Genomic DNA, 25,247 nt, shown 5'->3' on the forward strand with positions numbered 1-25,247 from the left:
GCTGCGTTTTCTGTTCGGCCCCGGGCCGGATGAGCCCGCGTGCCTCGCTCTCACACCGGAGTGCATGGGCCTGATCCCGTACCGCGCGGCCCGTTTCGGTATCCCCAGCTGACGAGCCCCGACTGACGGCCCCCGACTGACGGCCCCCGGCCGACGACTCCCGATAGTCCCTGTCCGAAACGCCCCGATCCGCCCGCCGGATTTTCTTCTGCGCGCGGGGGCCGCAGCGTGGATCGACATCCGAGGGGCGGATCGAATGCGGATCGAATTCCGCCAGGCTCGACGGCGGCGGCGGCCGAGACTACCTGCTGAACATCTTCGCGAAGAAGCCGTCCTTGACGGCGGGGACGTCCGACTCGTGGCCCGGGCAGCGGTCGGCCTTGGGCACACCGGCCATCACCTGGTCGACGTGCATTCCGCATCCGGCCCAGGTGGTCTTGCCGCACTTCTTGCAGGTGGCGGGACGGCACATGATGAGACTCCTCAGGGGGTGGGGTTGTCGTCGGCGTGGATCGCGCCGACCGCCGGCCGATGATCCGACTGGCTGATGCCCCGAGATTACATACCCCTAGGGGTATCGGTCAACCCTGCCGGTTCGGCACGCCCTGCACCTGTGGCGTGGGCGGGGTGGTCGACCTCGTCGTCGTCGTTCTCGTCGGGCTCACCCCCGCCGGCGTCCGGCCCGGCTCACCAGGCGCCGCGGGTCAAGCCGTCGCCCCATTCCCGCGCGCGCTCCAGTTCGCCGGGTAGAAGCGGGCCCTCGTAGCCGTCCACGTAGAAGGTCTCGGGATCCGTCACGGGGTGGCAGCCGAGCTTGCGCAGCTTCTTGGCGGCCTTTTTGCCTGCATGGCCGGGGAGGTCGGGGTGGCGGACGTGGGTGTCGAAGGTGGCCACCGCGAGGGAGGCGGGCCCGGCGGCGTCGAGCCACTCGCGCACTCCCGACGGGATCAGCTCGCCGCCGCGGGTGTGGGCGTCCTCGCGGGTGCCGTCGCGGGGTAGCCCGAACGCGTGGGTCGGCGCGCCCACCACGAGCAGGTCCACCCGGAGTTCGGCGAGCGGTGGCGCCTCGTGGGCGGCCACCACCTCGGCGGTCAGGTGAGGGGACAGGCCGTCGCTGATCGCTTCGGCGACGAGCCTGGTGTTCCCCCACGCGGATTCGTACACGACGAGTGCGTTCATGGCCGGCCCTTTCCGCAGGTCCTGCCCTCAGTCTGCGCCTCCGGACCGCCCCGCGCAGCGACTCGTCAGGATCCGCTCATTGACAAGTGTCCCGCCTGATGTCACGGTATTAAGCACCTAATACAGCAACACGGAAGCGGGGCGGCGATGCAGTTCGACAACTCGTCCCCGATCTGGGTGCAGCTCGTCGGGGAGTTCTCGCGGCGCATCGTGACCGGGGAGTGGGCGGCCGGGGAGAAGATGCCCGGCGTCCGGGAGTTGGCGGCCGATCTCGGCGTCAACCCCAACACCGCCCAGCGGGCCCTCGCGGAACTGGAACGGCTCGAACTGTGCCGGTCCGAGAGGGCCACCGGGCGGTTCGTCACGCAGGACGAAGAACGGATAGACGAGGTCCGCGCCGACCTCGCCACCGACGCCGCCGACGCCTTCATCCGGCGCGTCCGCGGCCTGGGAATGGCGCACGCCAAAGCCCGAACGCTGCTCGATCACAGATGGGACACCCATGAACACACCACTACCGATGAGCACGACGGAGGTGCCTGACATGAGCGCCACCGATCATGCCTCCACCGCGAGCTCCGCCACTACACTCGTTGAGGCCACCGGGCTCCGCATGACGTACGGCGCCACCACCGCTCTCGACGGCCTGGACATAGCCCTGGCCCCGGGGCAGATCGTGGGCCTGCTGGGCGAGAACGGCTGCGGCAAGACCACGCTGCTCAAGATCCTCGCCGGCGTCCTGGCCGGGTACTCCGGCGACGTGCGGATCGCCGGTCACGTCCCCGGTCCGGAGTCCAAGGCCCTGGTGTCCTACCTGCCCGACACGAGCTTCCTCCCCGACGCCGCGCGGGTGAGCTACTGCCTCGAGCTGTACACGGACTTCTTCGCCGATTTCCAGCCCGAGAAGGCGCGCGACCTCATCGGCTTCTTCGGCCTGAGCGAGTCCGCGCGGCTCAAGCAGATGTCCAAGGGCATGCGTGAGAAGGTCCAGATCGCACTGGCCATGTCCCGCGACGCGCGCGTGTTCCTCCTCGACGAGCCCATCTCGGGCGTCGACCCGGCCGCGCGGCAGGTGATCCTCGACGGGATCGTGCGCAACCTGTCCGAGGACTCGCTCCTGCTCATCACCACCCACCTCGTCCACGACCTCGAGCCGATCCTCGACGCCGCCGTCATGATGCGCCACGGCCGCGTCCTGCTCTCCGGCGACGCCGACGATCTCCGCGGCAGCCGCGGCGCCAGCCTCGACCAGATCTTCAGGGAGACCTACCGATGAGAGCGACGACGACAACACTCCTCAAGCACGAGTGGCTGCGCACGCGCGGTCCGCTCGCGACCCTCTTCGGGTTGATCGCGCTGGTCGGCGTGCTGGGCAGCCTGCTCGGTGCCTCGGGATGGCCGCTCCTGTCCGAGCTCGGGCTGGCCGCGGGCATGCTCGCCGCGGTCGTGGCGGTCCCGGCCGTCCAGTTGGCCCTCGCCGCCGACTACTGGCGCTCCGGTTACGGCCGGACGGGCTACTTCACGCACTCGATCCCGGTCCGCGGAGCCCGCATCTTCCGGGCCAAGCTGGCGTGGGCGATGCTCGCCTCGCTGGCGGCGATCGTCCTGACCGTCGTGCTCGCGCTGCTCGCGTGGTGGGCGAACTCGCAGCGGTCCGGGGGCACCGCGCCGTCGTGGTCGACGCTGACCGAGGCGTGGTCCACGGTCACCGCCGTGACCCCGGGGTGGATGATCGCCGCCGGGTTGGCACTGGTGCTGGCCTGGTTCCTCGTCTGGCCGGTGTACTACTACTTCGCCGTCTCGGTGGGGCACGAGCGGCGACTGGCCGGACTCGGTGCCGGCGGGCCCGTGGTGGTGTTCGTCGCGGTCTACATCGCCAGCCAGGCCCTTGCCCTGCTCGGCATGCTCGTAATCCCGTTCGGGGTGGGGGAGGCAGAGGGCGAGACCCTGGGCCTCGTCCGGTTCGACCTTGTCGGCGAGCTCGCCGCGGGGCGCACGGCCAGCGAGGTCATGCCGGTCGGGTTCGTGGTCTCCCTGGTCGCGGTGGCGGCGTTCTGCCTCTGGCGCACCGCGCGATCGTGGAACCACAAGGTGGCGCTGGGGTAGTGGACCCTGCGCGGGGCCGACCCCGGTCTGGATGAGGATTTCTTTGGCGGGCGGCGCGCGGTGGAGTAGTGTTCACATCCTCACCGCGCGTCGTCCGTTGGCCGCCGCGGGCCCCTCACCTCCCTCGAAAGACCGCGAGCATGCCGATCGTCCTGCCCTCCATGGCCCGTCCGACCCTGACCGAGCCCACCTACCTCACGCCTCCCGTCTGGAAGCCGGTCCTCGCCTGGGCCGGCCTGGTCATGGGTGGACTCATGGTGGTGGGGGCGCTCGGAACGCTCGGCAGCGGCGTTCTCGAGTCGGTGGCGATGGCGCTCATCGGTCTGGCCATGGCCGTGGCGGGCGGGTGGTGGGTCTTCTGCGAGCGTGAGGACCGCACCCACGCCGAGGAGGACTTCCAACTCGACCGGCAGGCCGCTCTCGCCGCGCAGTCGATGTCCGGCTTCGTCGCCCCGGACGCGCTGAGCCCGCTGACCTGGAACACCCCGTTGAGCCCGTTCACCCGTCGCTGGCCGGTGGTCGGCTCCGTCTCGGTGGCCATGTTCATCGTCGGGGCGGTACTGATGCCCACCCCCGCGCCCTCGCCGACCCCGGCCTCGAGCCCGGTGGCCGCGACCAGCACCGTCACCACCACGGCCCGGGCCGCAGCGCCGACGACCACCGTGACGCAAGCCCCCACGAGTTCACCGGCCTCGGCGACCTCGGTCACGCCAGTCGCCGTCGAGTCGGAGTCCGCGCCCCGGCAGCCCGTGGCCCCCGAGCCCACGTATGCGCCCGCCCCGGTCCAGACGTACGCCCCGCCGCAGACCTACGCGCCCGCCCCGGTCGCCGAGCCGGTTCCGCAGGCGGCGTACTACCCCAACTGTTCGGCGGCCCGGGCCGCCGGCGTCGCGCCGCTGTACCGCGGGCAGCCGGGGTACGCCTCGAAACTGGACCGCGACGACGACGGTGTCGCCTGCGAATGATCCGCGCCGCCGGGGACCGCAGGATCGCTCGGCGCTGAAAACCTCGTCGTCGTCGTTCCCGTGAGTCGTTCCGGGCCGGGCGAACGGATCGGGCAAGATGTGTATCGGCGCCGGGAACACACAGGTGAGCCCGCGCGTTGCACATGTACGAGTGATTCGTCGGTGACCCGGCGGGGACTCTCGACCAACGACCTTCCCCGACAATTCCGAAGGGACCTCGATGCGCACCAGCAGCAACCCGGTCTTCAGTTCACTGTCCACGGACAGTGCCCGCGGCGCCACCCACCTCGGTGGTGCCGGCCGTGGCGCCTTCCAGCAGGGCCAGTACGGCCAGCAGGGCTTCGGTGCCCAGGCCGGTTACGGTGCTCCGCAGGCGCACCCGCAGTTCGCCGCCGACACGCGGCCCATGACGATCGATGATGTGGTCGCGAAGACCGGCACGACCCTCGGCCTGCTCGCCATCGTCGGCACGATCTCCTTCTACCTGATCACGATGAACCCGGGGCTGCTGTTCCCGTTCATCCTGGTCGGCGGCATCGGCGGCCTGATCACCGTTCTGATCGCCACCTTCGCGCGCAAGATGGACTCCGCGCCCGTCACCCTGACCTACGGCGCCCTCGAGGGGCTGTTCGTCGGCGCGGCGACGTACCTGTTCACCATCGACCTGCAGGGGACCGGCGGCGTCCTCGGCGCGGTGGGTGCCGCGATCCTCGGCACCATCGGCGTCTTCGTGGGCATGCTGTTCGTCTACAAGACCGGCGCCGTGCGCGTGACGCCCAAGTTCACCCGCTTCATGTCCGCCGCGATCGTCGGCGTGCTGTTCGCGGCCCTGGGCAGCATCGTGCTGAGCCTGTTCACCGGCACCAACCCGCTGTACGACGGTGGCCCGATCGCGATCGGTTTCTGCCTCCTGTGCATCGGCCTGGCCGCGTTCAGCTTCCTGATGGACTTCGACAACGCCGACCGCCTCGTGCGCGCCGGTGCCCCGTCCAAGATGGCGTGGGGCGTCGCGCTCGGCCTCACGGTCACCCTGGTGTGGCTGTACGTCGAGGTCCTCCGCCTCATGAGCTACTTCCGCGACTGACCGGCGCGAGCTGTAGCGCTGCCTGACTGATCAGGTCAGGTTCCGGCGAATCCCACGGCCCCGGCCCCCGCGAGGGGAGCCGGGGTCGTCGGCATTTCGGGTGTGGCGGCGATGGGGTTCCGGCAGCGGCCGGCGTGCCCGGCCCGCCTCGTACACCCCGCGGGCGCCGCCGGGGTAGCCGGCTGCAGGACCAACGGCGAGAGCGCCCCGGGCACACTTCCTCGAGAGAAGCGTGCCCGGGGCGCTCGCAGTGCCGCGGGGTGGCGCGGGCTCAGGCCGCGCCGGGTGGGATCAGCTGAGGCGCTCGAGCACCATCGCCATGCCCTGGCCGCCGCCGACGCACATGGTCTCGACGCCGAACTGCTTGTCCTCGGCCTGCAGGTTGTTGAGCAGCGACGCGGTGATGCGGGCGCCCGTCATACCGAAGGGGTGGCCGAGCGCGATGGCACCGCCGTTGATGTTGAGCTTGTCCTCCTCGATGCCGAGCTCGCGGGCCGAGCCGAGCACCTGCACGGCGAACGCCTCGTTGATCTCGAACAGGTCGATGTCGGAGATCGACTTGCCGGCGATCCGCAGGGCGTTCTTGACGGCCTCGATCGGCCCCAGGCCCATGATCTCGGGCGACAGGCCGGACACGCCGGTGGAGACGACGCGCGCGAGCGGGGTCAGGCCCAGCTCCTTGGCCTTGGTGTCGGACATGATCACCAGGGCGGCGGCACCGTCGTTGAGCGGGCAGCAGTTGCCGGCGGTGATGGTGCCATCGGGGCGGAAGACCGGGTTGAGCTGCGAGACCTTCTCGTAGGTCGTGCCGGCGCGCGGGCCGTCGTCGGTGGAGACGACGGTGCCGTCGGGCATGGTGACCGGGGCGATCTCGTTGGCGAAGTGGCCACGCTCGATCGCGTCGAGGGCGCGGGAGTGCGAGCGCACGCCCCAGTGGTCCTGGTCCTCGCGGGTGATGCCGGTCATCTGGGCGACGTTCTCGGCGGTCTGGCCCATGGGGATGTAGACGTCGGGGAGCTGGCCGTTCACCCGCGGGTCGGTCCAGGTCTCGGCGCCGCCCTCTGCGCGCGTGGCGGTGCGGGCCTCGGCGTCGGCGAAGATCGGGTTGTGTGTGTCCGGCCAGTGGTCGGCGGTGCCCTTGGAGAAGTTGGAGACGGTCTCCACACCGGCGGAGATGAACACGTCACCCTCACCGGCCTTGATCGCGTGCAGCGCCATACGGGTGGTCTGCAGCGAGGAGGAGCAGTAGCGGTTCACGGTGGTGCCCGGGACGGTGTCCAGGCCGGCGAGCACGGAGACGACACGGCCCATGTTGAAGCCCTGCTCGCCGCCCGGCAGGCCGCAGCCCAGCATGAGGTCGTCGATCTCGGTGGGGTCGAGCGCGGGGATCTTGTCCAGCGCGGCCTTGACCATCTGGGCGGTGAGGTCGTCGGAGCGGATGCCCACGAGGGAACCCTTGTTGGCGCGCCCGATGGGGGAACGGGCGTACGAGACGATCACGGCTTCCGGCATGGAAAGCTCCTTCGTTGCGGGTGAGTGCTGGTGTGGTCGGGTCAGTCCTGGGGATCCGGGTCGTCCCGCGTCGAGCGGGCCGGTGTCAGGATCCGGCTACGGCGTCGGAGGGTGTCCGCGGCCTCACGGGCCTCGCCCGTGCTCTCGGGGTCACCGTCCACGTCCTCATTATGCAGGAACGTGTTTCGGTCACCGTCGTCCGCATCCTCGTGAGTGCGGACGAAGTCGGTCAGGCGCTTGGTCAGCCGGGCCACCACAGACTCGCGGTGCTCGGCGGGCGCGCCGGAGTCGGGAGCGTCGGCGGGCGCGCCGGTGTCGGCAGTGTCGGCGGGCGCGCCGGTGTCGGCGGCGTCGCGGGAGTCGGCGAGGTCGGCGGCGCTCTCGGCGGCCTCCAGTGAGGCGGCGGGCTCCTCGGCGTCGTGCGGCAGCTGCTCCTCGGGCACGTCCTCCCACACGCCCAGCGCCACACACACGGCGGGCAGCAGCAGACCGGCGGCGAGTTCGTACCCGGCCGAGTTGGGATGGAATCGGTCGGGCGAGAACAGGCTCTCGCCACGACGGTGGAACTCGGGCGCGAGGGTCTCCGCCAGGGAGACGGGGACGCCGCCGGCCCTGCGGGCCTGCACGGCTTGCGCGCCGGCCAGGCGCCGGCTCAGGCCCGACATGATCGATCGCAACGGCTGGGGGACCGGCTTGATGATGCTCAGGTCGGGGCAGGTGCCCACCACGACGTGTGAACCGTTCTCCCGGAGCGCCCGCACGGCGTCGCCCACGCGGCGTGCGGACGGGCCGATCGCGTTGCGGGAGGTGATGTCGTTGCCGCCGATGAGGATCACCGAGATGTCGGGGTCGCCGTGCGCGATCTGCATCGCCTCGATCTGCCCGGGCAGTCCCTTGGAGGTGGCGCCGACGATCGCCTTGATGCTCAGCCGCACGTCCCAGCCGGACTCCTCGGCCAGACCCCGCGCCAGCAGGACGCCGGGCAACTCGTCAGGGGAGTCGGCGCCGAGGCCGGCGGCGAGCGAGTCGCCGAAGATCATCATGTGCACATCGCACGTCATTCCGGGTCGCCACGGCTCGGGTGACCGGGCCCCGGGCCGGTAGAGCCCGTCGCCGGAGTAGGGCCGCGACGTCGGCTTGGGGATCACCCGGCGCGCGATCCGGGCCTGCTGCGTGAGCACCTCCTGGGCGCCGCGGAACGCCCCGACCGTGCCGACGGCAGCCAGCCCGAGGCTCATCCAGAGGCGTCGGGAGGCGTCGTCGGCGTCGGTCATCGGGCGTGTCGTCTCCCCTCTGGGTTGTGGTCGGACTCTGGGTTGTGGTCGAACTCTGCGTTGTGGTGGGACCCGGCGCTGTGGTGGGACCCGGCGTCGTGGCGTGAGCCCGTCCGGTGGCGTGCGGCGGACGGAGCGGCCAGCTCACGGGCGTGCTGGGCCAACTCGACGATAGCCCTCCTGCTCTCGGTCGGCCCGCGGGAGAGGTCGATCGGGTACTCCACGATCGAGATGTCGGTGTGGACGATCCGTCGGGGCTGGGGGGAATCGTCGCGCCGCTGGGCCGGGTAGACCAGGTACGCGCGGTCCACCCCGAGCGCGGTGCAGGCGGCCAACAGTCGGTAGTGCTCGGCGGCGCGGGCCCGGCGGTCCGTGGGATAGGTCGGGACGAACGTGGTGACGGGCGCGCCGTCGACCTCGTACACCAACCCCGTGCGCACGGAGATGTGGTCACCGTCGTCGGACGGCGCGCTGTGACGACCCGACGGCGCGTCGTCCGCCTCGGCACCGGAATCCAGGTTGACGACGGGGTTCTGCAGCAGCCGACCACCCCGGCCGTCGAGGGCGGCGGTCAGCTCGGCTTCCACGAAGCGTTCGAACAGTGCCGGCATCTCGGTGACGAAGGCCGCCGACGCTGCGTGGCCGTCCTCGACCTCCACCGAGATCCGCCGCACGATGCGGTCCGCCAACGCGAGCGCGTCCTGGTAGCGGGCGTTGAGCCTGCTGCGAGTCCACGCCGGCACGGGCGCGCCCTGGCCGATGAGCGTCGCGTCCGACAACCGGGCGTCGACCATGGCCAGCCGGCGGCGGGTGGCGTCGGGCAGTTCGGGCAGGAACTGCAGGCGGTGGGCGGCCGTGCGCAGGATGCGGTTCTCGGGGATGTCCGGGGTGAACTCGGAGTAGGTGACCTCGAGTGGGATGGTCATGCCCGGGTGGCGGCGGATCTGGTCACCCAGTCGGATCCGGCCGCGCACGGTGGTCAGTGACTCATCGACCCTGCGGTACCCGCGCAGCAGTCCGGCGGACAGGGCCCGGTGCGCCAACCGGGCCATGGACTCGGCGACGGAGGTCCACAGCTCGTCGTCGTCCCTGGCCTGCACCGATGAGGACAGGAAGGGGTCGTCGGCCGCGTGGTCGAGCAGGAAGAACAACTGCGTCAGGCCGAGGCTGGCGGCGGGCATGACCCGCACCGACAGACCTTCGACGCGGACCGAACCCACCGCACCGCAGGGGATGAGTCGCCACGTGTCGCGGCCGGCGGGCAGCACCTCCACGAGGCCGGTCTGCGACAGGTGTTGCGCCCCCTCCCAGCTCAGGTTGACGAGGCGGCCGCGGCGATCGAACTCGTCGAACTCGAGGGCCACCGGCGACGCCGGCGGCTGTGCCGACGCCGGCGTGCCGGCGCGAGTCGGAGTTGCGGTCACGCCCGCCCGATCTTGCGGCGCAGTGCCGCGAGGCCGAACCGCTCGTGCACCTCGGCGCGGGTGAGCCGCCCGTAGTAGTGCTCCTCGAGCAGTGGGAGGAGGTCGAACCGCCAGATGGCCTCGAGGCCGCCCGGCTCGGTGGCCCGGTCCTTCATGAAGTACGACGGCCCGATCCGCAGGTCGCGGTCGGAGTCGTCGATCTCGGAGTTGAGCGCCTCGAGCAGCTCCGCGGGCTCGGTCGTCACGCCGCGCGCCTCGAGGTGGCGTCGGAGCACGCCGGCCACCGGCGGGGTGTCGGGGTGCAGTTCCATGAACGCGAAGCGTCGGCGGATGGCGGCGTCGACCATGGCGATCGACCGGTCGGCGGTGTTCATGGTCCCGATGATGAACAGGTTGCGCGGCAGCCGGAACGAGGTGTCGGGGGAGTACTGCGGCAGCACGGTCCGGTCCCGGTACTCCAGCAGGAAGTACATCTCGCCGAACACGCGGGCCAGGTCGGCGCGGTTCATCTCGTCGATGATGAGGAAGCTCGGGTGCTCGCGGCCCGACTCCGAGGTCGCCCGCGCGGCCTGGCGCCGCAGCGGCCCGGCCTGGAGAGCGAAGCCGGGCTGCCCGGACTCGGTGAGCGTGGGTCGGTAACCCTCGAAGAAATCCTCGTAAGCGTAGCTGGGGTGGAACTGCACCAGCTGGACCCGGCTGGGGTCGTCGGGGCCGGCGAGGAAGCGGGCCAGTTCCTGGGCGAGGAAGGTCTTGCCGGTGCCGGGCGGGCCGTAGAACACGATCTGCTGACGCTGCTGCAGGGTGTCGACGATCTCCTGCAACTCCTCGCGGGGCATGTGCAGGCCGTCGGCCAGCTCGTCGGTGACCTCGGGCAGGGTCGGCACCGCCCCGGCGGCGGGGGCCTCGGCGACCTGCGACTCCGCGGAGTGGCGCCCGGGGTGCATCGCCGAGAGCATCGCGTCCAGGCCGTCGGTGAGGTCGACGACCGTGCCGGGCTCGCCGATCAGCTCGGACAGGGGACTGGGCAGGGTCTCCAGGTCGAGGGTGACGGTGCTCCACAGCACCGAGCGCTCGAGTTGCTGTCCGCCGTCGTCGACGTAGCCGAGGTCGTCGGTGAGGGTGCCCAGATGCAGTTTGGCGTCGGCGACAGTGGCCACCACGTCCTGCGGGTTCATCCGGGACAGGAAGGTGTGCAGCTCGGCGGTGAGCTGGAACCGGGCCTGGTAGTCCAAGTGCGGGTAGCCCTGCTCGACGGCCTGGGACACCTCGAGGCGGCTGGCGTGCGCGGGGATCCGCGGCAGGTGCGAGGCGGGCAGGGCGATGCGGTTCTGGGCGACCCACTGGCCGGCCTGGCCGACGCCGCCGCGGCCGGGCCGCACGAGCCAGGCACGCCGGGAGTGGTCGTCGCGGTGGCGCTGCCACTGGTTGGCCACGGAGCCGCGGTACCAGTCGACGGGCTGGCCGAGCTGCGCGGAGAGCACCTCGGAGATGCGGTGCAGGTCCTGGTCGATGTCCAGCTCGTCGATGCCGGACGGGCCGCCGATGAGGTCGGCGAACGCGTCGCGGATGCGGGTCTTGTGCTCGTGCTTGACGATCGGCTGGAAGTAGCCGGGCCACACGAGGTACTGGAGGCTGTAGCGGATGGCCCGCCAGTCGCCGGGGGTGGAGCGGGCCGCGCGCTGGAATTCCCACGGGTCCGACAGCGCGGCGTCCCGGACGGACGCGTCGAGCTCGGCCCAGTGGATGACAAACGAGCACAGCCAGCGTAGGTGCTCGCGCATCTGCACGTTGAAACCCAGGCCGCCGGTGAGCGGGCCCTTCTCGCTGAGGACCTCGTCGAGATCGGTGGGGATCCCGGGCGCGTCCTCGATCCAGGAGAGCACGTCGCGGACGCGGCCGCGCTTGAGGCGGGCCGTGACCGTGGATAGGGGGAGCTGTTGGATGAAGAGCAGCTCGGCGGCGAGCAGGACCACGGGCCGTGGTGCGCCCTCGAGCTGGTCGTGCAGCGCCTGCATCACGGGGGAGCGTGTCGACCCGGGTGCCGCGCCGGCGGCCCCTTCCTCGGGGTCGGAGTCCAGACGGCGGGCCAGTTCCTCGGCCACCTCGGGCGTCCACGTGTAGAGGTCGTCCTCGAAGGGGGACTGACCGGTCCGCAGTGCCGGTCCCAGGACCCGCCCGGCCGCCGCTTCGATAGTCGGGGCCGGGCCGTGGGGCCTGTCCTGGGAACCGTCTGACACGTGGAACTCCTGCTACGCCGGGGCGGGTTCGGGCCCGCCTGGAGGCGGCCCGACATTCGTGAAGAACGTACCACCGGTCCCCGTCTTCAGCCGGTCAGCTGTGGTACGGCTCCGCGGTCACGATGGTGACGGCGACCTTCTTGCCGTTGGGGGCGGTGTACTCGCGGCTCTCCCCGTTCTTGGCGCCGAGGACGGCTTTGCCGAGCGGGGACTCGGGGGAGTAGATCTCGAGGTCGTCCTTGCCGGAACCCTCGCCGCGGGTGCCGATGAGGAAGGTCTCCTTGGTGTCCTCGTTGCCGTTGTAGTAGGCGCGGACGACGGAGCCGATGAGCGCGACTCCGGACTCGGTGGGCGTCTCGCCGACCTGGGCGTTGGCCAGCAGGTCGTCGATGGTCCGGATACGGGCCTCCTCCTGGCCCTGTTGCTCACGCGCGGCGTGGTAGCCGGCGTTCTCCTTGAGGTCGCCCTCCTCGCGCCGCTCGTTGATCTCGGCGGCGATGACCGGACGGTTGGCGATCAGCGCCTCCTTCTCGGCCATGAGGCGGTCGTACGATTCCTGGGTCAACCAGTGGACCTGGGTGTCGTTCGCCATGAGCGCACTCCAATCTGTTCGCGTGCGTGATGTAAGAAAAACACGGCCCCGCCAAAAAGGGAGCCGTGCTGAAGCGCCGATTCTAACACAGGCGCCGTGGCCCGCCGGCCGATACGCGCGGCCCTGACGGCCGCGCCGTCTGCGGCTCTACCTGCGCAGGTAGTCGGGGACGTCGTCACCACAGCCGTAGACGTCCGCGGCGAACGCGCGGGCGGTGGTGAAGACGGACGCGTCGATCTGGATCGTGGTGTTCTCCGACGGTGGGACGTACACCTCGCGCCGACCGAGTTCGCCCTTGGACTCCTCCTGGGCCCGGATGATGCAGTAGGCGGGCGTGCCCGGCTCCTCGCGCGTCACGGTGAACGTCAGGTCGACCCGCGACTCGTCGACGACCTCCACTCCGATCGCCTCGCCCGTGATGTCCGGCGTCTGGTTGAGTCGCCACATCGTGTAGACGCCGGCGATCACCAGGCCGCCCACGAGCAGCGCCAGGATGACGGCGACGACCTTGCCGGTCAGGTTCGAGCCGCGGTCGGCGGTCGCGTATCGGTCCGCGGGCGGGCCCACGGGGGGCTGCGACGGGACGTCCGACCTCGGCTCACTCATGGGAGCCAGGGTATCGGGGCACGCTGGCGGGGACGGCCGGGGGTCGCCGGCGGGCCCCACCGGGGGCGGCGCCTGGGCCGACGCCCATAGAATGGTGCGGTCATCCACTCACGTGAGAAGAACGGCAGGTGCTCCCGATGGCCGGTCTGCGGCTGATGGCGGTCCACGCCCACCCCGACGACGAGTCGTCAAAGGGGTCGGCAACCATGGCCAGGTACGTCGCCGAGGGCGTCCACGTGCTGGTGGAGACGTGCACCGGGGGCGAGCGGGGCGACATCCTCAACCCCGCGATGGACCGCCCCGACATCGTCGCGGACCTGACGGGCGTCCGCGTGCGTGAGATGGCGCGCGCGGCCGACATCCTGGGTGTCGACCACCACTGGCTGGGATATGTGGACTCGGGGTTGCCGGAGGGTGACCCCACGCCACCCCTGCCGGAGGGATGTTTCGCCCTGGCCGACGACGACGAGGTCACCGAGTCCCTGGTCCGCAGGATCCGGGAGTTCCGTCCCCACGTGATGATCACCTACGACGAGAACGGTGGATATCCCCACCCGGATCACCTGAAGGTGCACTCGGCGTCGATGGCCGCGTACGAGGCCGCCGCCGACCCCGCCCGTTATCCGGACGCCGGTGAGCCGTGGGCGATCGCCAAGGTCTACTACACCCACGGATTCCCGAAGAGTCGCCTCCAGTTGCTGGACGACGAGTTGTTCGCCCGCGACGGTGTGCGCCACTTCGAGGAGTTCCTGTCGCGCTGGGGGGACCGCCCCGACATCATGGAGCGGGTCACCACGCGGGTCGAGTGCGCTGACTACTTCGAGCAGCGCAACTCGGCACTGCTGGCCCACGCCACCCAGATCGACCCCAACGGCTGGTTCTTCGCCGCACCCGTGGAGATGCAGCAGCGGGTGTGGCCCACCGAGGAGTTCGAGCTCGCCGCCAGCCGGGTGGGCTTTCCCGAGCTCGGTGAGGGAGAATACGAGACAGACCTGTTCGAGGGAGTCGACCCGTACGTCGCTCTCCCCGTCGGCCCGAGCACGAGTGAGGACCCACGATGATCACCCTGGGACCGGACGTCCAGATCCTGGCGTACCAGTCGGCGATGGTCCTCGCGCAGAACCAGTCGCCCGGTACGCCCGGGTACAACGACAACCCGGTGGGGCCGGAGTTCGGCAAGGCATCGCCGATCGGTATCCCGGTGATCCTGCTGTTGCTCATCGCCACCGTGCTGCTCATCCGCAACATGAACAAGCACATCAAGAACCTGCCAGAGAGCTTCGACACTGAGCATCCCGAGCCGGATCAGCTCGCCGACGAGGGCACCGACCGCGGCGCCGTCCCGCCCCTGGAGTCGACCGACGGGCAGCCCGACCCCCGCTGACGGTCTGCGTCGGGGCCGGGCCGCACACCCCGCCGGGGGCAGGACCTGCCCGCCGGTTCAGCGGCCCAAGAGGTCGCCCATCGGGACGAAGTCGCTGAACTCGTCGTCGTCGGTCTTCCGTCCCCGACCGGAGTCCGCGCGCGTCGGCGCCACCGCGCCGGCGGTGACCCCGGCGAACCGCAGCATGTAGTCCGACAGTTCGGTCCCCACTCGCGCGGTACGGGCGCGCAGCGAGTCCTCGTCGCCGTCGGTGGCCACGGCGCCGAAGTCCTCGGCCGCCGCGAACACGGTCGTGGGCACGATGTCGGCCTTGAGGTAGGCGAACATCGGCCGCAGCGCGTAGTCGACCGCCAGCGAGTGCCGAGCGGTGCCGCCGGTCGCGCCCAACGCCACCGGCACGCCGGCGATCGTGCCGGGTTTGATGACGTCGAACAGCGACTTGAACAGGCCCGAGAACGACTGGTTGTAGATGGGCGTCACCGCGATCAGTCCGTCCGCCCGGTTGATCTCGTCGATCGCCGCGGCCAGTTTCTCCCCGGGGAACCTGGTGAAGGTGGCGTCGACGACCTCGTGCGCCAGTTCGCGCGCCTCGAGAACCGTCACGTCGACCCTCTGGCCGTGCCGCGCGAGCGCGTCGCGGGTCGCGGCGGTGAGCTGGTCGGCGAGCATCCGGGTGCTGGAGGGCACCGAGGTTCCGGCGGCGACGACGACGAGGTTGAGCGGCCGCCCGGCGGAGTGGCTGTTGTGGGGGTCGGTCACTTGGAGTCCTTCCCGGCCGGCGCCTCGGCGAGGCGGGCCTGGTTGCGGCGGGCGCGGGCCAGCGACTGCTCCTGGGCGCGCTGACCGCCCTCGGCGGTGAGGCCCGTCCAGTTGTCGCCGGTGCCGAAGCGGTACGCGTCGGAATAGGTGGGATCGCCGGCGGCGGCCAGGTCGGCGTCGCGGGCGGCCACTCGCCCGGCGTGGGTCGGCCCGTCCGGGACGTGGGCCGGGCGCAGTGCGTCGAGTTCCCGTCGCAGGGTCGGCACGATCTCGGTGCCCAGGATCTCGATCTGCTCGAGAACGGTCTTGCGGGGCAGGCCGGCGTGGTCGATGAGGAACAGCTGACGCTGGTAGTCGCCCACGTGCTCGCGCATGGTCATGTATCGGTCGATGATCTGCTGCGGCGAGCCGACGGTCAGCGGGGTCTGGGCCGTGAAGTCCTCCAGCGACGGGCCGTGGCCGTAGACCGGGGCGTTGTCGAAGTAGGGGCGGAACTCGTCGACCGCGTCCTGACTGTTGGTGCGGGCGAAGAACTGCCCGCCCAGGCCGACGATCGCCTGGTCCGCCGAGCCGTGGCCGTAGTGCTCGTAGCGGCGGCGGTACAGCTCGACCATCTGCTTGGTGTGGTGGATCGGCCAGAAGATGTTGTTGTGGAAGAAGCCGTCTCCGTAGAACGCGGCCTGCTCGGCGATCTGCGGCGAGCGGATCGAGCCGTGCCACACGAAGGGCGCGACGCCGTCCAGCGGGCGCGGGGTCGAGGTGAACTGCTGCAGGGCCGTGCGGAACTTGCCCTCCCAGTCCACGACGTCCTCGTGCCACAGGCGGTGGAGCAGTTCGTAGTTCTCGATCGCGATCGGCAGGCCCTGCCGGATGTCCTGCCCGAACCACGGGTAGACCGGGCCGGTGTTGCCACGGCCCATCGTCAGGTCCACCCGGCCGCCTGCCAGGTGCTGCAGCATGGCGTAGTCCTCGGCGATCTTCACCGGGTCGTTGGTGGTGATCAGGGTGGTGGCCGTCGACAGGATGATCTCGGAGGTCCTGCCCGCGATGTAGCCCAACGTCGTGGTGGGGGAGGACGTCACGAACGGCGGGTTGTGGTGTTCACCCAGCGCGAAGACGTCGAGGCCCACCTGCTCGGCCAGAGTGGCGTACTCGACGACCGCCTCCAGTCGCTCGTGCTCGGTGGGTATCCGCCCGGTGGTGGGGTCCGGGGTGATGTCGGCGATGCTGAAGATTCCGAACTGCATGATGGTGGCCTCTCGTCTGGTGGTGTCCCCATCCTAACTTGCTGACATGTCAAACAACAGGGCGTGGCGCGGTATTCCCCCTCACATGGCGGGTGTCCGCACGGCCTGCCCCGGTGTGGACGGTTCCGCAGCCGCCCCTCGCGACGGCGTCTGGCCTGCGCAGCGGTGCACGCCAGACGCCATGGCGGGACGCGGCTGCGTCCTGGTCGAGCAGGCGCGGGAGCGACACGCCAGCCTCGCGGGCGACACGCCAGGCGCGGGAGCGGCTGTCGGGGTAGGGCTGCGAGGCGATTCCGGCCGGCCCGGGTCCGTCTGCTATCGTGTCCGGCATGTCGAACGCTCGCGCTTATTGGCGCTTTATGTGGGCTCCGGGTGGAGCCCGCGCCGCGAGCGCACGCGTCCGCTAGACGGACGTCTCGACACCCGGAGCCCAGAGGCGGTGACCACCATGGTCGCCGCCTTCCGCCTTTCCAGACGGCGGATCCGGGTGCGCGAGACACAGGGCACCGAAGAGATCACGGCACCCGGCCCGCCACGACCACATCGCCAGGAGTGCACAGCCGTGACCGTCACCGCCGAGAACCCCACCCAGACCGCCGACAGGCGAGTCCTGTCCTACTCCCCGCTGCCGACGCCGACCGAGATCCTCGGCGAGCTCCCGCTGGGCGAGGCCCGCGAGGCGCTGGTCGAGCGCAGCCGCGCCGAGGTCGCCGACGTGCTCGCCGGGCGCGATGACCGCCTGCTCGTGGTGGTCGGCCCGTGTTCGGTCCACGACACCGAGGCGGCCCTCGACTACGCGGCGCGACTCGCCGCGCTCGCGGAGGAGACGGCCGAGGACCTGCTCATCGTGATGCGCGTGTACTTCGAGAAGCCCCGGACCACCGTCGGGTGGAAGGGCCTCATCAACGACCCCGCGCTCGACGGGAGCTACGACATCCCGCGCGGCCTGCGCACCGCCCGCACCCTGCTGCTCGACGTGCTCGACCTGGGGCTACCCGTGGGGACCGAGTTCCTCGAGCCGACCAGCCCGCAGTACATCGCCGACGCCGTCTCGTGGGGCGCGATCGGCGCCCGCACCACGGAGAGCCAGGTACATCGTCAGCTGGTGTCGGGACTGTCGATGCCGGTGGGCTTCAAGAACGGGACCGACGGCGAGGTCCAGGTCGCGGTCGACGGCTGCCGGTCGTCGGCGGCGCGGCACGTGTTCTTCGGCACCGACGCCGACGGGCGTGCCGCGGTCGTGGAGACCGCCGGCAACACCGACTGCCACGTCATCCTCCGCGGCGGGACCGGTGGACCCAACCACGACGCCGAGTCCGTCGCGTCGGCCGTCGCGGCGGTCGGCAAGGTCGGCCTGCCCGGTCTGGTGATGGTGGACGCGAGCCACGCCAACTCGGGCAAGTCGCACGAGCGTCAGGCCGAGGTCGTGGCCGAGCTGGCCGAGCGGATCGGCGCGGGGGAGCAGGGCATCTCCGGACTGATGATCGAGAGCTTCCTCGAGCCCGGCGCCCAGTCCGTCGAGGCCGACGAGCTGGTGTACGGCCGGTCCGTGACGGACGCGTGCATCGGCTGGGACACCACCGCCGACAGCCTGCGCGCGCTCGCCGCGGCCGTCCGACAGGGCCGACGGGGCTGACCGCCGCTGGCCCCGCCGCCCACGCCGCCGCCCCCGTCGCCGGTGCGGTCGGCCCGGGGTCGGCGGCCCGAGGGGCACCACTGGGCGGGCGACGGCGCGCGGTACCCTTTCCGCGTGGCCGTCTCCTTCCCCCTGTACTCGCTGTACGAAGCGCGCCTCCGCGCCTCGTTGGACGAGTCGAGGCTGCCGCGGCACATCGCCGTGATGGCGGACGGGAACCGCCGGTGGGCACGCGAGGCGGGGTTCACCGACGTCGCGCACGGTCACCGGGCGGGCGCGGTCAAGATCGCCGAGATGCTGGGGTGGTGTGACGACCTCGGTGTAGACGTTGCCACCATTTACCTGCTCAGCACGGAGAACCTCGGTCGCGACGCCGAGGAACTCGATGAACTGCTGCAGATCATCGCGGACGTGGTGGACGAGATCACCGGCCCGGGGAAGAACTGGGAGGTCCGGATCGTCGGGCGTCTCGAGGTGCTGCCGGACTGGCTCGCCGAGCGACTGCGCCACGCCGAGCAGGTGAGCAGGGGCCGGCCGGGCGTCAAGGTCAACGTCGCGGTGGGGTACGGCGGGCGGCAGGAGATCGCCGACGCCGCCCGCGAGCTGGTCCAGGAGCTGATCGACAAGGGCTGCAGCGGACAGGAGCTGGTCGACGCGATCACCGTCGACGGCATCGGCGAGCACCTCTACACCTCGGGCCAGCCCGACCCGGACCTCGTGATCCGCACCTCCGGCGAGCAGCGGCTCTCGGGCTTCCTGCTGTGGCAGAGCGCGTATTCGGAGATCTGGTTCACCGAGGCGTACTGGCCGGCGTTCCGCCGGGTGGACTTCCTCCGGGCGATGCGCGAGTACGGAGCCCGCAACCGTCGGTTCGGTCAGTGATGGCCGGCACGGAAACCGAGCGCGCGCCGATCACCGTGGGCGAGGTGTTCACCGTCCGCGCGGTGTGCGTGGTGGACCAGCTGCTCGAGGTGCCCGGCCGGGTCGGCGTCACCGCGATCGACAAGCGGCCCGTCGACGGCCCCGTCCAGGTGCGCGAGTACGGCCTCCACGGCGACGTCCAGGCTGACCGCCAGCATCACGGCGGGGTGTGGAAGGCCGTCTACCTGCTCTCGGACTCCGACGTCGAGCAGTGGGAGCCCGAGTTCGGCGGCCCGATCCCGCCCGGGTACTTCGGCGAGAACCTGCGCGTGGCGGGGGTCGACACCTCGCAGTTGCAGATCGGCACCGTGCTGGAGGTGGGCCGCCTGCGCATGGAGGTCACGACGCCGCGGATCCCGTGTCAGACCTTCGGCCACCACGTGGGCAAGCCGCGCTGGGTGCGGCGCTTCACAGAGGGCGGGCGCCCGGGCGCGTACGCGCGGGTCCTCGCCGCGGGCCCCGTCGAGGCCGGGGATGAGATACGGGTGGTCGCCGTGCCCACGCACGGGGTCACGATCGGGCGGGTCTTCGCCGGGGTCGACGACGACGAGGCCCGGCGGCTCCTCGACGAGTACGCGCTTTCCGACCTGGCGCCCAGTCTGGTCCGGAAGCTGGATCCGGCCACCGACGACAGGCCCGTGGACGCCGACTGACCGGGCCTGCGCCCGTGCGGGGTGGCTCGGCCGCGGAGTCGCTCAGTCGCGTGGCTCGGCCAGGTGGTCCCACACGTCGCCGGCGGTCGACCACACCTCGTGCGCCTCGGCCTCGGCGACATCCGGCAGTCGGAACGCACCGCCGCCGCCGGCCGAGGTCGCCACCAGCGTCACCAGCCCGGCCCGGCGCTGGAACGGGGTGCGCCGCACGTTCCAGCCGAGGATCCCGTCGCGGTACAGGACATCGGTTCGTCGCAGGAGCGACCCCTTGCGGACCGTGACCACCGTGCCGCCCACCGCGTGGCCGAGTCCGCGGTAGTTGTCGACCACAGCCCACGCGGCGACCGTCCCACCGACCGCGGCCACGGTGACGGGAATCCACCAGAGCCACGGCCACATGAGCGCGGGTACGAGGGCGATCCCGGTGAGGGCGAGGGTGGCGGCCACCGCGCGGACGGCTCGTCGTCGTCGCGCCACAGGCGGATGGGAGCGCAGCGGCTCCGGCCCCGGTGTGCCCGCCGCCGTCTTCGCGGCCTCCGTCCTCACGGCTGCCGTGCCCGCCGCCGTACCCGGTACCGGTGTCCCCAGCATCTCCGCCGCCACGCCGGCGGCCACGTCGCGCGGAGAAGCGGGAACCAGCGCGGGGCTCTGTTTGGGCTTGCCGTTCTCGTCGTTGCCGATACCCACGCCGGTGGCGATCACGTCCAGCCGGGCGGCCCCGAGCGCTCGGAACCCCGGCGGCTCGTGCAGCGTCACGCCGCGGACGCGTCGGCCGTCGAATGTGGCGTGCCGGCCCATGACCAGGCCTCGGCGCAGCTCGAGAGAACCGTCGCGGTGACGCTCCAGGCGCATGCCCCACCAGTTCTCCACGAACAGCACTGTGGCGGCGACCGTGCCGATGGCCAGGGTCAGGGCCACCACGCCGATGGCGAGGACCGGCAGCGGCAGCCCGCCGACGCGGTCCCAGACCCACTCCAACACCGCCGGCACCGCGTTGAACCAGTCGGCCACCTGGAGCACGATGCCGAAGCCCACCAGGCCGAACACCGGCGTCATGAGGCTGGCCGGGGCGTAGCGGACCCACCGGGGATCGAGGTGGGCGAGTTCGTGCGTGTCCGCGTCGGCGCGGTCGGCCAGCAGTCGGCGGCGCAGGTGCTCGGCCTCGGCGCGGTCGAGGGCGGCCAGCGTCATTCTCGATCCGTCTGTCTCACCGCTGGCCAGCCTGAGGGTGGCGATACCTAGGCGACGCTGGACGACGTCGGCGGTGATCTCCACGTTGCGGACCCGGTGCGTCGACAATGACGACGTGGTGCTCGACAGGAAGCGGACCCGGCGCTCGATCCGGTGGGCGTCCACGCGGTAGCGGGTCACCGTCAGGCGGGCGGACTCGGCGATCGCGGTGGCGACGGTTCCGACGACCACCCCGCCCACCGTCCAGAGGAGTACCCAGCCGATGCCCAGGCCTCCCACCAGCATGCCGATCGCCGCCGGCACCGCCGCGGCGACGAGTGCCGCGGCGACCACCACGGTCGTGGAGGTGATCGTCCGACGGTCCAGTGGCAGCCAGTCGTCGTGGTCTGCTCCGGCGGGGTGGTCCGCGCCGGCGGGGCCGACCGGACGGGCGGGGTCGGAGGGGTGGAGCGAGCCGCCCGGATCGGTCGGGCCGGTCATGTGGCGTCCCGCTGATCGTCCTCGGCGAGGAGGGTGAGGCGGTCGGCCATCTCCTCGGCCTGCGTGGCGTCGAGGGCGCTGATGCGCACCGCGCCCTTGGACGAGGCGGTGGTGACCACGACGGTGGCGAGGCCGAACTGTCGTTGGAGCGGGCCGCGGGTCTTGTCGACGGTCTGGACGCGCGACAGGGGAGCCGCCCGCCACTCCTCCCAGAACAGTCCACTACGGCTGTAGACAGCGGTGTCGGTGGCCTCCCACCGGTGGATCGCCCATCGCACCCGGGGCACCACCACCAGCGCCGCCGCTGTCAGCAACGCCCACCCGGCGGTGGCGAGGAGCATCCACGGGCCCACGATCAGCGTCGAGGTTGCCAGTACGAGCAGCGGCCCGACCATCAACAGGGCGACCTGCGCGGTCCACCACCGCCGGCACCGTGGATCGACCCGTTCCCTGGGCGGACGGAGGCCGAGTTGCGTCGCATTCACGGCTCCACCCTAAGCCGGTTGTGGGACGCTGAACCGCATGGGACTCCTCCGGCGATACCGGGCGACCGGCGCAGACCTGCCCTTCGGCGATCCGCTGCGCGCACACGACGTGGCCATGGAGGGGTACTTCCTCCGCGTCACCGATCGCGAGCGCGGGCGCGTGGTGATCGCCCTCATCGGGGTCAACCGGGGACCCGACGGGCACTGGGCGACCCTCGGCCTCGCGTCCGACGAGGCGCCCATCCCGATCGAGGCCGGTGGATCGCGCCGGGACGGAGACGGGGGCTCTTCGTTGTCGTCATCGTCGTCCACCCTGCGCCTCATGGCCGCGCCCGACGGCTGGGCCGACCCGGACCGGATCGGCGCCCGCTCCGGCGAACTGTTCGAGTACCGACCCGACGGGGTCCGCGTGGACATGGGGAAGGGCGCTCGCCTGCACGTGAACATCACCGACCCGGTGCAGTGGCCGCACCACGCCGTCGGCGGCTCGAGCATCTTCCAGTCCGTCCCCGCCCTCACCCAGTACTGGCACCCCTGGCTGCTCGGCGGCCGCGCTTCTGGGTGGGCCGAACTCGACGGCGAGCACTGGGAGTTCGACGGCGCCGAGGTGTACGGCGAGAAGAACTGGGGCGCCGAAGGCTTCCCGGACTCGTGGTGGTGGGGGCAGGCGCAGGCGTTCTCCGAGCCGAACACGTGCGTGGCGTTCGCCGGCGGGCAGATCCACTCCGGGCCGCTGCGCACCGAGGTGACTGCAGTTGTCGTGCGACTGCCCGGCGGGAAGGTCGTCCGGCTGGGCAACCCGGTCGTCTCGCCGGTCCGCGCCGAGGTGACCGACGAGCGGTGGGAGTTCCAGGGCCGCGGTTACGGCTGGCAGATCCGGATCAGCGGGCGTTCGCCCCTGGACCGCACACGTGCTGCCGGTCCCGCTGCCGTCGGAGAAGCGCAACTCCGCCGGGTCGATCGAACACCTCGCGGGCGAGCTCGAGGTGGAGGTGCGCCGGCACGGGCGGCTGGTGTGGTCCGACCGCAGCGCCCTGGCCGCTCTCGAACACGGTGGGCTCGACCGCGCCGAGGCCGAGCTGCGGCGGCGTGGCGTCCCGGAGGGGGAGACGGGCACGCCGCCGCTCTAGATCTTGCGCAGGCGCAGCCGCTGGATGGAGTGGTCCGAGTTCTTGCGCAGCACCAGCGTCGCGCGCGGCCGGGTCGGCAGGATGTTCTCCACCAGGTTCGGCCGGTTGATCGACGTCCAAATTTCGCGGGCGGCGAGCCGGGCCGCCTTGTCGGACAGGTCGGCGTAGTGCGCGAAGTGCGAGTTCGGGTTGGAGAACGACGTGCTCCGCAGTTCGAGGAAGCGCTCGACGTACCACTGTTCGATGTCCTCGATCCGCGCATCGACGTAGAGCGAGAAGTCGAACAGGTCCGAGACCATGAGGCGCGGACCCGTCTGCAGGACGTTGAGGCCCTCCACGATGAGGATGTCCGGACGGCGGACCTCGATGAACTCGCCGGGCACGATGTCGTACTTGGTGTGCGAGTACACCGGCGCGCGCACGACCGGGGCGCCGGATTTGACCTCGGTGACGAACCGCAGCAGCGCGCGCCGGTCGTACGACTCGGGGTAGCCCTTGCGGTGCATCAGTCCGCGCCGCTGGAGTTCGCGGTTGGGGTGGAGGAAGCCGTCGGTGGTGATGAGGTCCACCCGGGGGTGGGAGTCCCAGCGGGTGAGCAGCGCGCGCAGCACACGGGCGGAGGTGGACTTGCCGACCGCCACCGATCCGGCCACGCCGATCACGAACGGCATGGGGGCGTCCACGGTCTCGCCGAGGAACAGATTGGTCGACTGGAACAATCGCTGTCTGGCGGATACCTGCAGGTGGATGAGCCGACTCAGTGGCAGGTAGATCTCCGCGATCTCGTCGAGGTCGAGGTGTTCGCCCAGGCCCCGGAGGCCCTCGAGGTCCTGTTCGGTGAGCACCATGGGCATCGCACGCCGCAGGCGCCGCCAGCTCCGACGGTCGAACTCGACGTACGGCGTGTAGTCGCCGGCGTGTCTGCTCACGGTTCCCGATTGTGGCAGGTGGCCACGGGGGAGGGGGTGTCAGGGTGGCGTGGCACTAGACTGACGACGACGAGACGAGCCGTGGCCCCACACGATTCGTACGAAGTGCAAAGCCCACGTGCGAGGAGCAACGATGACCGACCCGAACACCGACGTGTTCACCGCCTCCCTGACCGAGCTCGATCCGGAGGTCGCCGAGGCGATGGCCGGCGAGCTCGCCCGACAGCGAGACACGCTCGAGATGATCGCGTCGGAGAACTTCGTGCCGCGTTCGGTCCTGCAGGCGCAGGGCTCCGTGCTCACGAACAAGTACGCCGAGGGGTACCCGGGTCGCCGTTACTACGGCGGCTGCGAGCACGTGGACGTGGTGGAGAACCTGGCTCGTGACCGCGCGAAGGAGGTCTTCGGCGCCAAGTACGCGAACGTCCAGCCGCACGCCGGCGCCCAGGCCAATGCCGCGGTGCTCATGGCGCTCGCGACGCCGGGGTCCAAGATCATGGGCCTGTCGCTCGCCCACGGCGGGCATCTCACGCACGGCATGAAGCTCAACTTCTCCGGCCAGCTCTACGAGGTCGCCGCCTACGAGGTGGATCCGGAGACCATGCAGGTCAACATGGACACCGTCCGCGAGATGGCGCTGGCGGAGAAGCCGGATGTCATCATCGCCGGCTGGTCGGCCTACCCGCGGACCCTGGATTTCGCGAAGTTCCGCGAGATCGCCGACGAGGTCGGCGCCAAGCTGTGGGTGGACATGGCCCACTTCGCCGGCCTCGTGGCCGCCGGCCTGCACCCGAGCCCCGTCCCGCACGCCGACGTCGTCTCCACGACCGTCCACAAGACGCTCGGCGGGCCGCGCTCCGGCATGATCCTCACCAATGACCTCGAGCTGTTCAAGAAGCTCAATTCGTCGGTGTTCCCGGGCCAGCAGGGCGGACCGCTCATGCACGCGATCGCCGCCAAGGCCACCGCCATGAAGATCGCCGGGACCGAGCAGTTCCGCGAGCGTCAGCAGCGCACGATCGAGGGTGCCCAGATCCTCGCCGAGCGGCTCACCGCGCAGGATTGCAGGGACGCCGGCGTCTCCGTCCTCACCGGCGGCACGGACGTGCACCTCGTCCTGGTGGACCTGCGTGACTCCGAGCTCGACGGCCAGCAGGCCGAGGACCTCCTCCACGAGGTGGGCATCACGGTGAACCGCAACGCGGTGCCGTTCGACCCGCGTCCGCCGATGGTGACCTCCGGCCTGCGCATCGGCACGCCCGCCCTGGCCACCCGCGGGTTCGAGGCCGAAGACTTCCGTGAAGTCGCGGACATCATCGGCACAGCGCTGGCCGGGGGCTCGGGCGCGGACGTCACCGCCCTGCGCGAGCGCGTGTCCGCGCTGGCCGCGTCGAAGCCGCTGTACGAGGGTCTCGAGGACTGGAAGATCCTGGGCTGAGGCGGGTCGAGAAAA

Annotated in this window: 24 protein-coding genes and 1 pseudogene; 12 read left to right on the forward strand and 13 right to left on the reverse strand. The window is 71.0% G+C overall.

Translation table 11 applies throughout. The annotated features are described in order from the left end of the window. Nucleotides 1-301 precede the first annotated feature (301 nt). Nucleotides 302-472 (reverse strand): hypothetical protein, encoded by a 171-nt coding sequence (locus CK206_RS19970; protein ID WP_096905156.1) that lies wholly within the window; start codon nucleotides 470-472, stop codon nucleotides 302-304. Nucleotides 473-687: 215 nt separating this feature from the next. Continuing rightward, nucleotides 688-1,179, reverse strand: coding sequence for a flavodoxin domain-containing protein (locus CK206_RS00250; protein WP_096905157.1), 492 nt, complete (start codon nucleotides 1,177-1,179; stop codon nucleotides 688-690). 147 nt (nucleotides 1,180-1,326) lie between these two features. Here CK206_RS00250 and CK206_RS00255 point away from each other — a divergent pair, with 147 nt between their 5' ends. The 5 genes from CK206_RS00255 (at nucleotide 1,327) to CK206_RS00275 (ending at nucleotide 5,334) form a co-directional block, all read left to right on the forward strand. After that, a complete protein-coding gene (locus CK206_RS00255; RefSeq protein WP_096905158.1) occupies nucleotides 1,327-1,722 on the forward strand; it encodes a GntR family transcriptional regulator in 396 nt (131 codons plus the stop codon). A 1-nt stretch (nucleotide 1,723) separates the two neighbouring features. Then, nucleotides 1,724-2,455, forward strand: a complete 732-nt coding sequence (locus CK206_RS00260) for an ABC transporter ATP-binding protein (RefSeq protein ID WP_254050429.1) — start codon at nucleotides 1,724-1,726, stop codon at nucleotides 2,453-2,455. After that, complete coding sequence (locus CK206_RS00265; RefSeq protein WP_096905160.1) at nucleotides 2,452-3,285, forward strand: hypothetical protein; 834 nt, start codon at nucleotides 2,452-2,454, stop codon at nucleotides 3,283-3,285. Before CK206_RS00260 ends, CK206_RS00265 begins: the two co-directional genes overlap by 4 nt. 140 nt (nucleotides 3,286-3,425) lie before the next feature. Then, the gene (locus tag CK206_RS20070; RefSeq protein ID WP_096905161.1) at nucleotides 3,426-4,250 is read left to right on the forward strand and encodes an excalibur calcium-binding domain-containing protein; all 825 of its coding nucleotides are present in this window, start codon (nucleotides 3,426-3,428) and stop codon (nucleotides 4,248-4,250) included. 220 nt (nucleotides 4,251-4,470) lie between these two features. Then, on the forward strand, nucleotides 4,471-5,334 hold the full coding sequence (locus CK206_RS00275) for a Bax inhibitor-1/YccA family protein (RefSeq protein WP_096905162.1): 864 nt from the start codon (nucleotides 4,471-4,473) through the stop codon (nucleotides 5,332-5,334). A gap of 291 nt (nucleotides 5,335-5,625) precedes the next feature. Here the strand turns inward: CK206_RS00275 and CK206_RS00280 are convergent, their stop codons facing one another. From CK206_RS00280 to CK206_RS00305, 6 genes are all read right to left on the reverse strand, one after another. Then, nucleotides 5,626-6,846 (reverse strand): acetyl-CoA C-acetyltransferase, encoded by a 1,221-nt coding sequence (locus tag CK206_RS00280; RefSeq protein WP_069389598.1) that lies wholly within the window; start codon nucleotides 6,844-6,846, stop codon nucleotides 5,626-5,628. A gap of 41 nt (nucleotides 6,847-6,887) precedes the next feature. After that, the gene (locus CK206_RS00285; protein WP_096905163.1) at nucleotides 6,888-8,120 is read right to left on the reverse strand and encodes an SGNH/GDSL hydrolase family protein; all 1,233 of its coding nucleotides are present in this window, start codon (nucleotides 8,118-8,120) and stop codon (nucleotides 6,888-6,890) included. After that, nucleotides 8,117-9,544, reverse strand: a complete 1,428-nt coding sequence (locus tag CK206_RS00290; protein WP_254050430.1) for an McrC family protein — start codon at nucleotides 9,542-9,544, stop codon at nucleotides 8,117-8,119. Before CK206_RS00290 ends, CK206_RS00285 begins: the two co-directional genes overlap by 4 nt. Then, entirely contained in the window at nucleotides 9,541-11,781 is a 2,241-nt protein-coding gene (locus tag CK206_RS00295) for an AAA family ATPase (RefSeq protein WP_067715690.1), read from the reverse strand. Before CK206_RS00295 ends, CK206_RS00290 begins: the two co-directional genes overlap by 4 nt. A 94-nt stretch (nucleotides 11,782-11,875) precedes the next feature. Further along, the gene (gene greA / locus CK206_RS00300; RefSeq protein ID WP_067715687.1) at nucleotides 11,876-12,373 is read right to left on the reverse strand and encodes a transcription elongation factor GreA; all 498 of its coding nucleotides are present in this window, start codon (nucleotides 12,371-12,373) and stop codon (nucleotides 11,876-11,878) included. A gap of 147 nt (nucleotides 12,374-12,520) precedes the next feature. Continuing rightward, on the reverse strand, nucleotides 12,521-12,979 hold the full coding sequence (locus CK206_RS00305; protein ID WP_096905164.1) for a DUF4307 domain-containing protein: 459 nt from the start codon (nucleotides 12,977-12,979) through the stop codon (nucleotides 12,521-12,523). Nucleotides 12,980-13,116: 137 nt separating this feature from the next. Between CK206_RS00305 and mca the strand changes: the two genes are divergently transcribed. Both mca and CK206_RS00315 read left to right on the forward strand, forming a co-directional pair. Continuing rightward, complete coding sequence (gene mca, locus CK206_RS00310; RefSeq protein WP_096905165.1) at nucleotides 13,117-14,040, forward strand: mycothiol conjugate amidase Mca; 924 nt, start codon at nucleotides 13,117-13,119, stop codon at nucleotides 14,038-14,040. After that, on the forward strand, nucleotides 14,037-14,363 hold the full coding sequence (locus CK206_RS00315) for a hypothetical protein (protein ID WP_067715680.1): 327 nt from the start codon (nucleotides 14,037-14,039) through the stop codon (nucleotides 14,361-14,363). Before mca ends, CK206_RS00315 begins: the two co-directional genes overlap by 4 nt. 57 nt (nucleotides 14,364-14,420) lie before the next feature. Here CK206_RS00315 and CK206_RS00320 read toward each other — a convergent pair whose 3' ends face one another. Together CK206_RS00320 and CK206_RS00325 are read right to left on the reverse strand one after the other, a co-directional pair. After that, the gene (locus tag CK206_RS00320; RefSeq protein WP_096905166.1) at nucleotides 14,421-15,122 is read right to left on the reverse strand and encodes a CE1759 family FMN reductase; all 702 of its coding nucleotides are present in this window, start codon (nucleotides 15,120-15,122) and stop codon (nucleotides 14,421-14,423) included. Then, nucleotides 15,119-16,369 carry an LLM class flavin-dependent oxidoreductase gene (locus CK206_RS00325; protein WP_096905167.1) on the reverse strand — a complete coding sequence of 417 codons (1,251 nt, stop codon included), beginning with the start codon at nucleotides 16,367-16,369 and terminating at the stop codon, nucleotides 15,119-15,121. The genes CK206_RS00320 and CK206_RS00325 overlap by 4 nt, the downstream gene beginning before the upstream one ends. Nucleotides 16,370-16,931: 562 nt before the next feature. Between CK206_RS00325 and CK206_RS00330 the strand changes: the two genes are divergently transcribed. From CK206_RS00330 to CK206_RS00340, 3 genes are all read left to right on the forward strand, one after another. Beyond that, complete coding sequence (locus CK206_RS00330; protein WP_096905168.1) at nucleotides 16,932-18,005, forward strand: 3-deoxy-7-phosphoheptulonate synthase; 1,074 nt, start codon at nucleotides 16,932-16,934, stop codon at nucleotides 18,003-18,005. A 114-nt stretch (nucleotides 18,006-18,119) separates the two neighbouring features. Continuing rightward, the gene (locus CK206_RS00335; RefSeq protein ID WP_067715669.1) at nucleotides 18,120-18,887 is read left to right on the forward strand and encodes an isoprenyl transferase; all 768 of its coding nucleotides are present in this window, start codon (nucleotides 18,120-18,122) and stop codon (nucleotides 18,885-18,887) included. Beyond that, nucleotides 18,887-19,579, forward strand: a complete 693-nt coding sequence (locus tag CK206_RS00340; RefSeq protein ID WP_096905169.1) for an MOSC domain-containing protein — start codon at nucleotides 18,887-18,889, stop codon at nucleotides 19,577-19,579. The genes CK206_RS00335 and CK206_RS00340 overlap by 1 nt, the downstream gene beginning before the upstream one ends. A gap of 42 nt (nucleotides 19,580-19,621) precedes the next feature. On the opposite strand, the gene CK206_RS00345 is transcribed toward CK206_RS00340, so the two are convergent. Then, nucleotides 19,622-21,250, reverse strand: a complete 1,629-nt coding sequence (locus CK206_RS00345) for a PH domain-containing protein (protein ID WP_096905170.1) — start codon at nucleotides 21,248-21,250, stop codon at nucleotides 19,622-19,624. Then, nucleotides 21,247-21,735 (reverse strand): PH domain-containing protein, encoded by a 489-nt coding sequence (locus tag CK206_RS00350; RefSeq protein WP_096905171.1) that lies wholly within the window; start codon nucleotides 21,733-21,735, stop codon nucleotides 21,247-21,249. The genes CK206_RS00345 and CK206_RS00350 overlap by 4 nt, the downstream gene beginning before the upstream one ends. A gap of 37 nt (nucleotides 21,736-21,772) precedes the next feature. On the opposite strand from CK206_RS00350, the pseudogene CK206_RS00355 reads away from it, so the two are divergent. Next, nucleotides 21,773-22,865 (forward strand): annotated as a pseudogene (locus CK206_RS00355) (tocopherol cyclase family protein). Here the strand turns inward: CK206_RS00355 and coaA are convergent. Beyond that, the gene (coaA, locus tag CK206_RS00360) at nucleotides 22,862-23,794 is read right to left on the reverse strand and encodes a type I pantothenate kinase (RefSeq protein ID WP_096905172.1); all 933 of its coding nucleotides are present in this window, start codon (nucleotides 23,792-23,794) and stop codon (nucleotides 22,862-22,864) included. The pseudogene CK206_RS00355 and the gene coaA sit on opposite strands and share 4 nt — an antisense overlap. 133 nt (nucleotides 23,795-23,927) lie before the next feature. On the opposite strand from coaA, the gene glyA reads away from it, so the two are divergent. Next, nucleotides 23,928-25,232 carry a serine hydroxymethyltransferase gene (glyA, locus tag CK206_RS00365; RefSeq protein ID WP_096905173.1) on the forward strand — a complete coding sequence of 435 codons (1,305 nt, stop codon included), beginning with the start codon at nucleotides 23,928-23,930 and terminating at the stop codon, nucleotides 25,230-25,232. Nucleotides 25,233-25,247 lie beyond the last annotated feature (15 nt).

It is taken from the genome of Dietzia sp. WMMA184 (assembly GCF_002441635.1).
GTDB lineage: Bacteria > Actinomycetota > Actinomycetes > Mycobacteriales > Mycobacteriaceae > Dietzia > Dietzia kunjamensis.

Bases quoted from the DNA above. Each gene is read 5' to 3' on its own strand.
- CK206_RS00265 (WP_096905160.1), top strand. From the start codon at position 2,452: ATGAGAGCGACGACGACAACACTCCTCAAGCACGAGTGGCTGCGCACG.
- mca (WP_096905165.1), top strand. From the start codon at position 13,117: ATGGCCGGTCTGCGGCTGATGGCGGTCCACGCCCACCCCGACGACGAG.
- CK206_RS00340 (WP_096905169.1), top strand. From the start codon at position 18,887: ATGGCCGGCACGGAAACCGAGCGCGCGCCGATCACCGTGGGCGAGGTG.
- CK206_RS20070 (WP_096905161.1), top strand. From the start codon at position 3,426: ATGCCGATCGTCCTGCCCTCCATGGCCCGTCCGACCCTGACCGAGCCC.
- greA (WP_067715687.1), bottom strand. From the start codon at position 12,373: ATGGCGAACGACACCCAGGTCCACTGGTTGACCCAGGAATCGTACGAC.
- CK206_RS00325 (WP_096905167.1), bottom strand. From the start codon at position 16,369: ATGCAGTTCGGAATCTTCAGCATCGCCGACATCACCCCGGACCCCACC.
- CK206_RS00305 (WP_096905164.1), bottom strand. From the start codon at position 12,979: ATGAGTGAGCCGAGGTCGGACGTCCCGTCGCAGCCCCCCGTGGGCCCG.
- CK206_RS00250 (WP_096905157.1), bottom strand. From the start codon at position 1,179: ATGAACGCACTCGTCGTGTACGAATCCGCGTGGGGGAACACCAGGCTC.
- CK206_RS00255 (WP_096905158.1), top strand. From the start codon at position 1,327: ATGCAGTTCGACAACTCGTCCCCGATCTGGGTGCAGCTCGTCGGGGAG.
- glyA (WP_096905173.1), top strand. From the start codon at position 23,928: ATGACCGACCCGAACACCGACGTGTTCACCGCCTCCCTGACCGAGCTC.
- CK206_RS00275 (WP_096905162.1), top strand. From the start codon at position 4,471: ATGCGCACCAGCAGCAACCCGGTCTTCAGTTCACTGTCCACGGACAGT.
- CK206_RS00280 (WP_069389598.1), bottom strand. From the start codon at position 6,846: ATGCCGGAAGCCGTGATCGTCTCGTACGCCCGTTCCCCCATCGGGCGC.
- CK206_RS19970 (WP_096905156.1), bottom strand. From the start codon at position 472: ATGTGCCGTCCCGCCACCTGCAAGAAGTGCGGCAAGACCACCTGGGCC.
- CK206_RS00345 (WP_096905170.1), bottom strand. From the start codon at position 21,250: ATGACCGGCCCGACCGATCCGGGCGGCTCGCTCCACCCCTCCGACCCC.
- CK206_RS00260 (WP_254050429.1), top strand. From the start codon at position 1,724: ATGAGCGCCACCGATCATGCCTCCACCGCGAGCTCCGCCACTACACTC.
- CK206_RS00285 (WP_096905163.1), bottom strand. From the start codon at position 8,120: ATGACCGACGCCGACGACGCCTCCCGACGCCTCTGGATGAGCCTCGGG.
- CK206_RS00315 (WP_067715680.1), top strand. From the start codon at position 14,037: ATGATCACCCTGGGACCGGACGTCCAGATCCTGGCGTACCAGTCGGCG.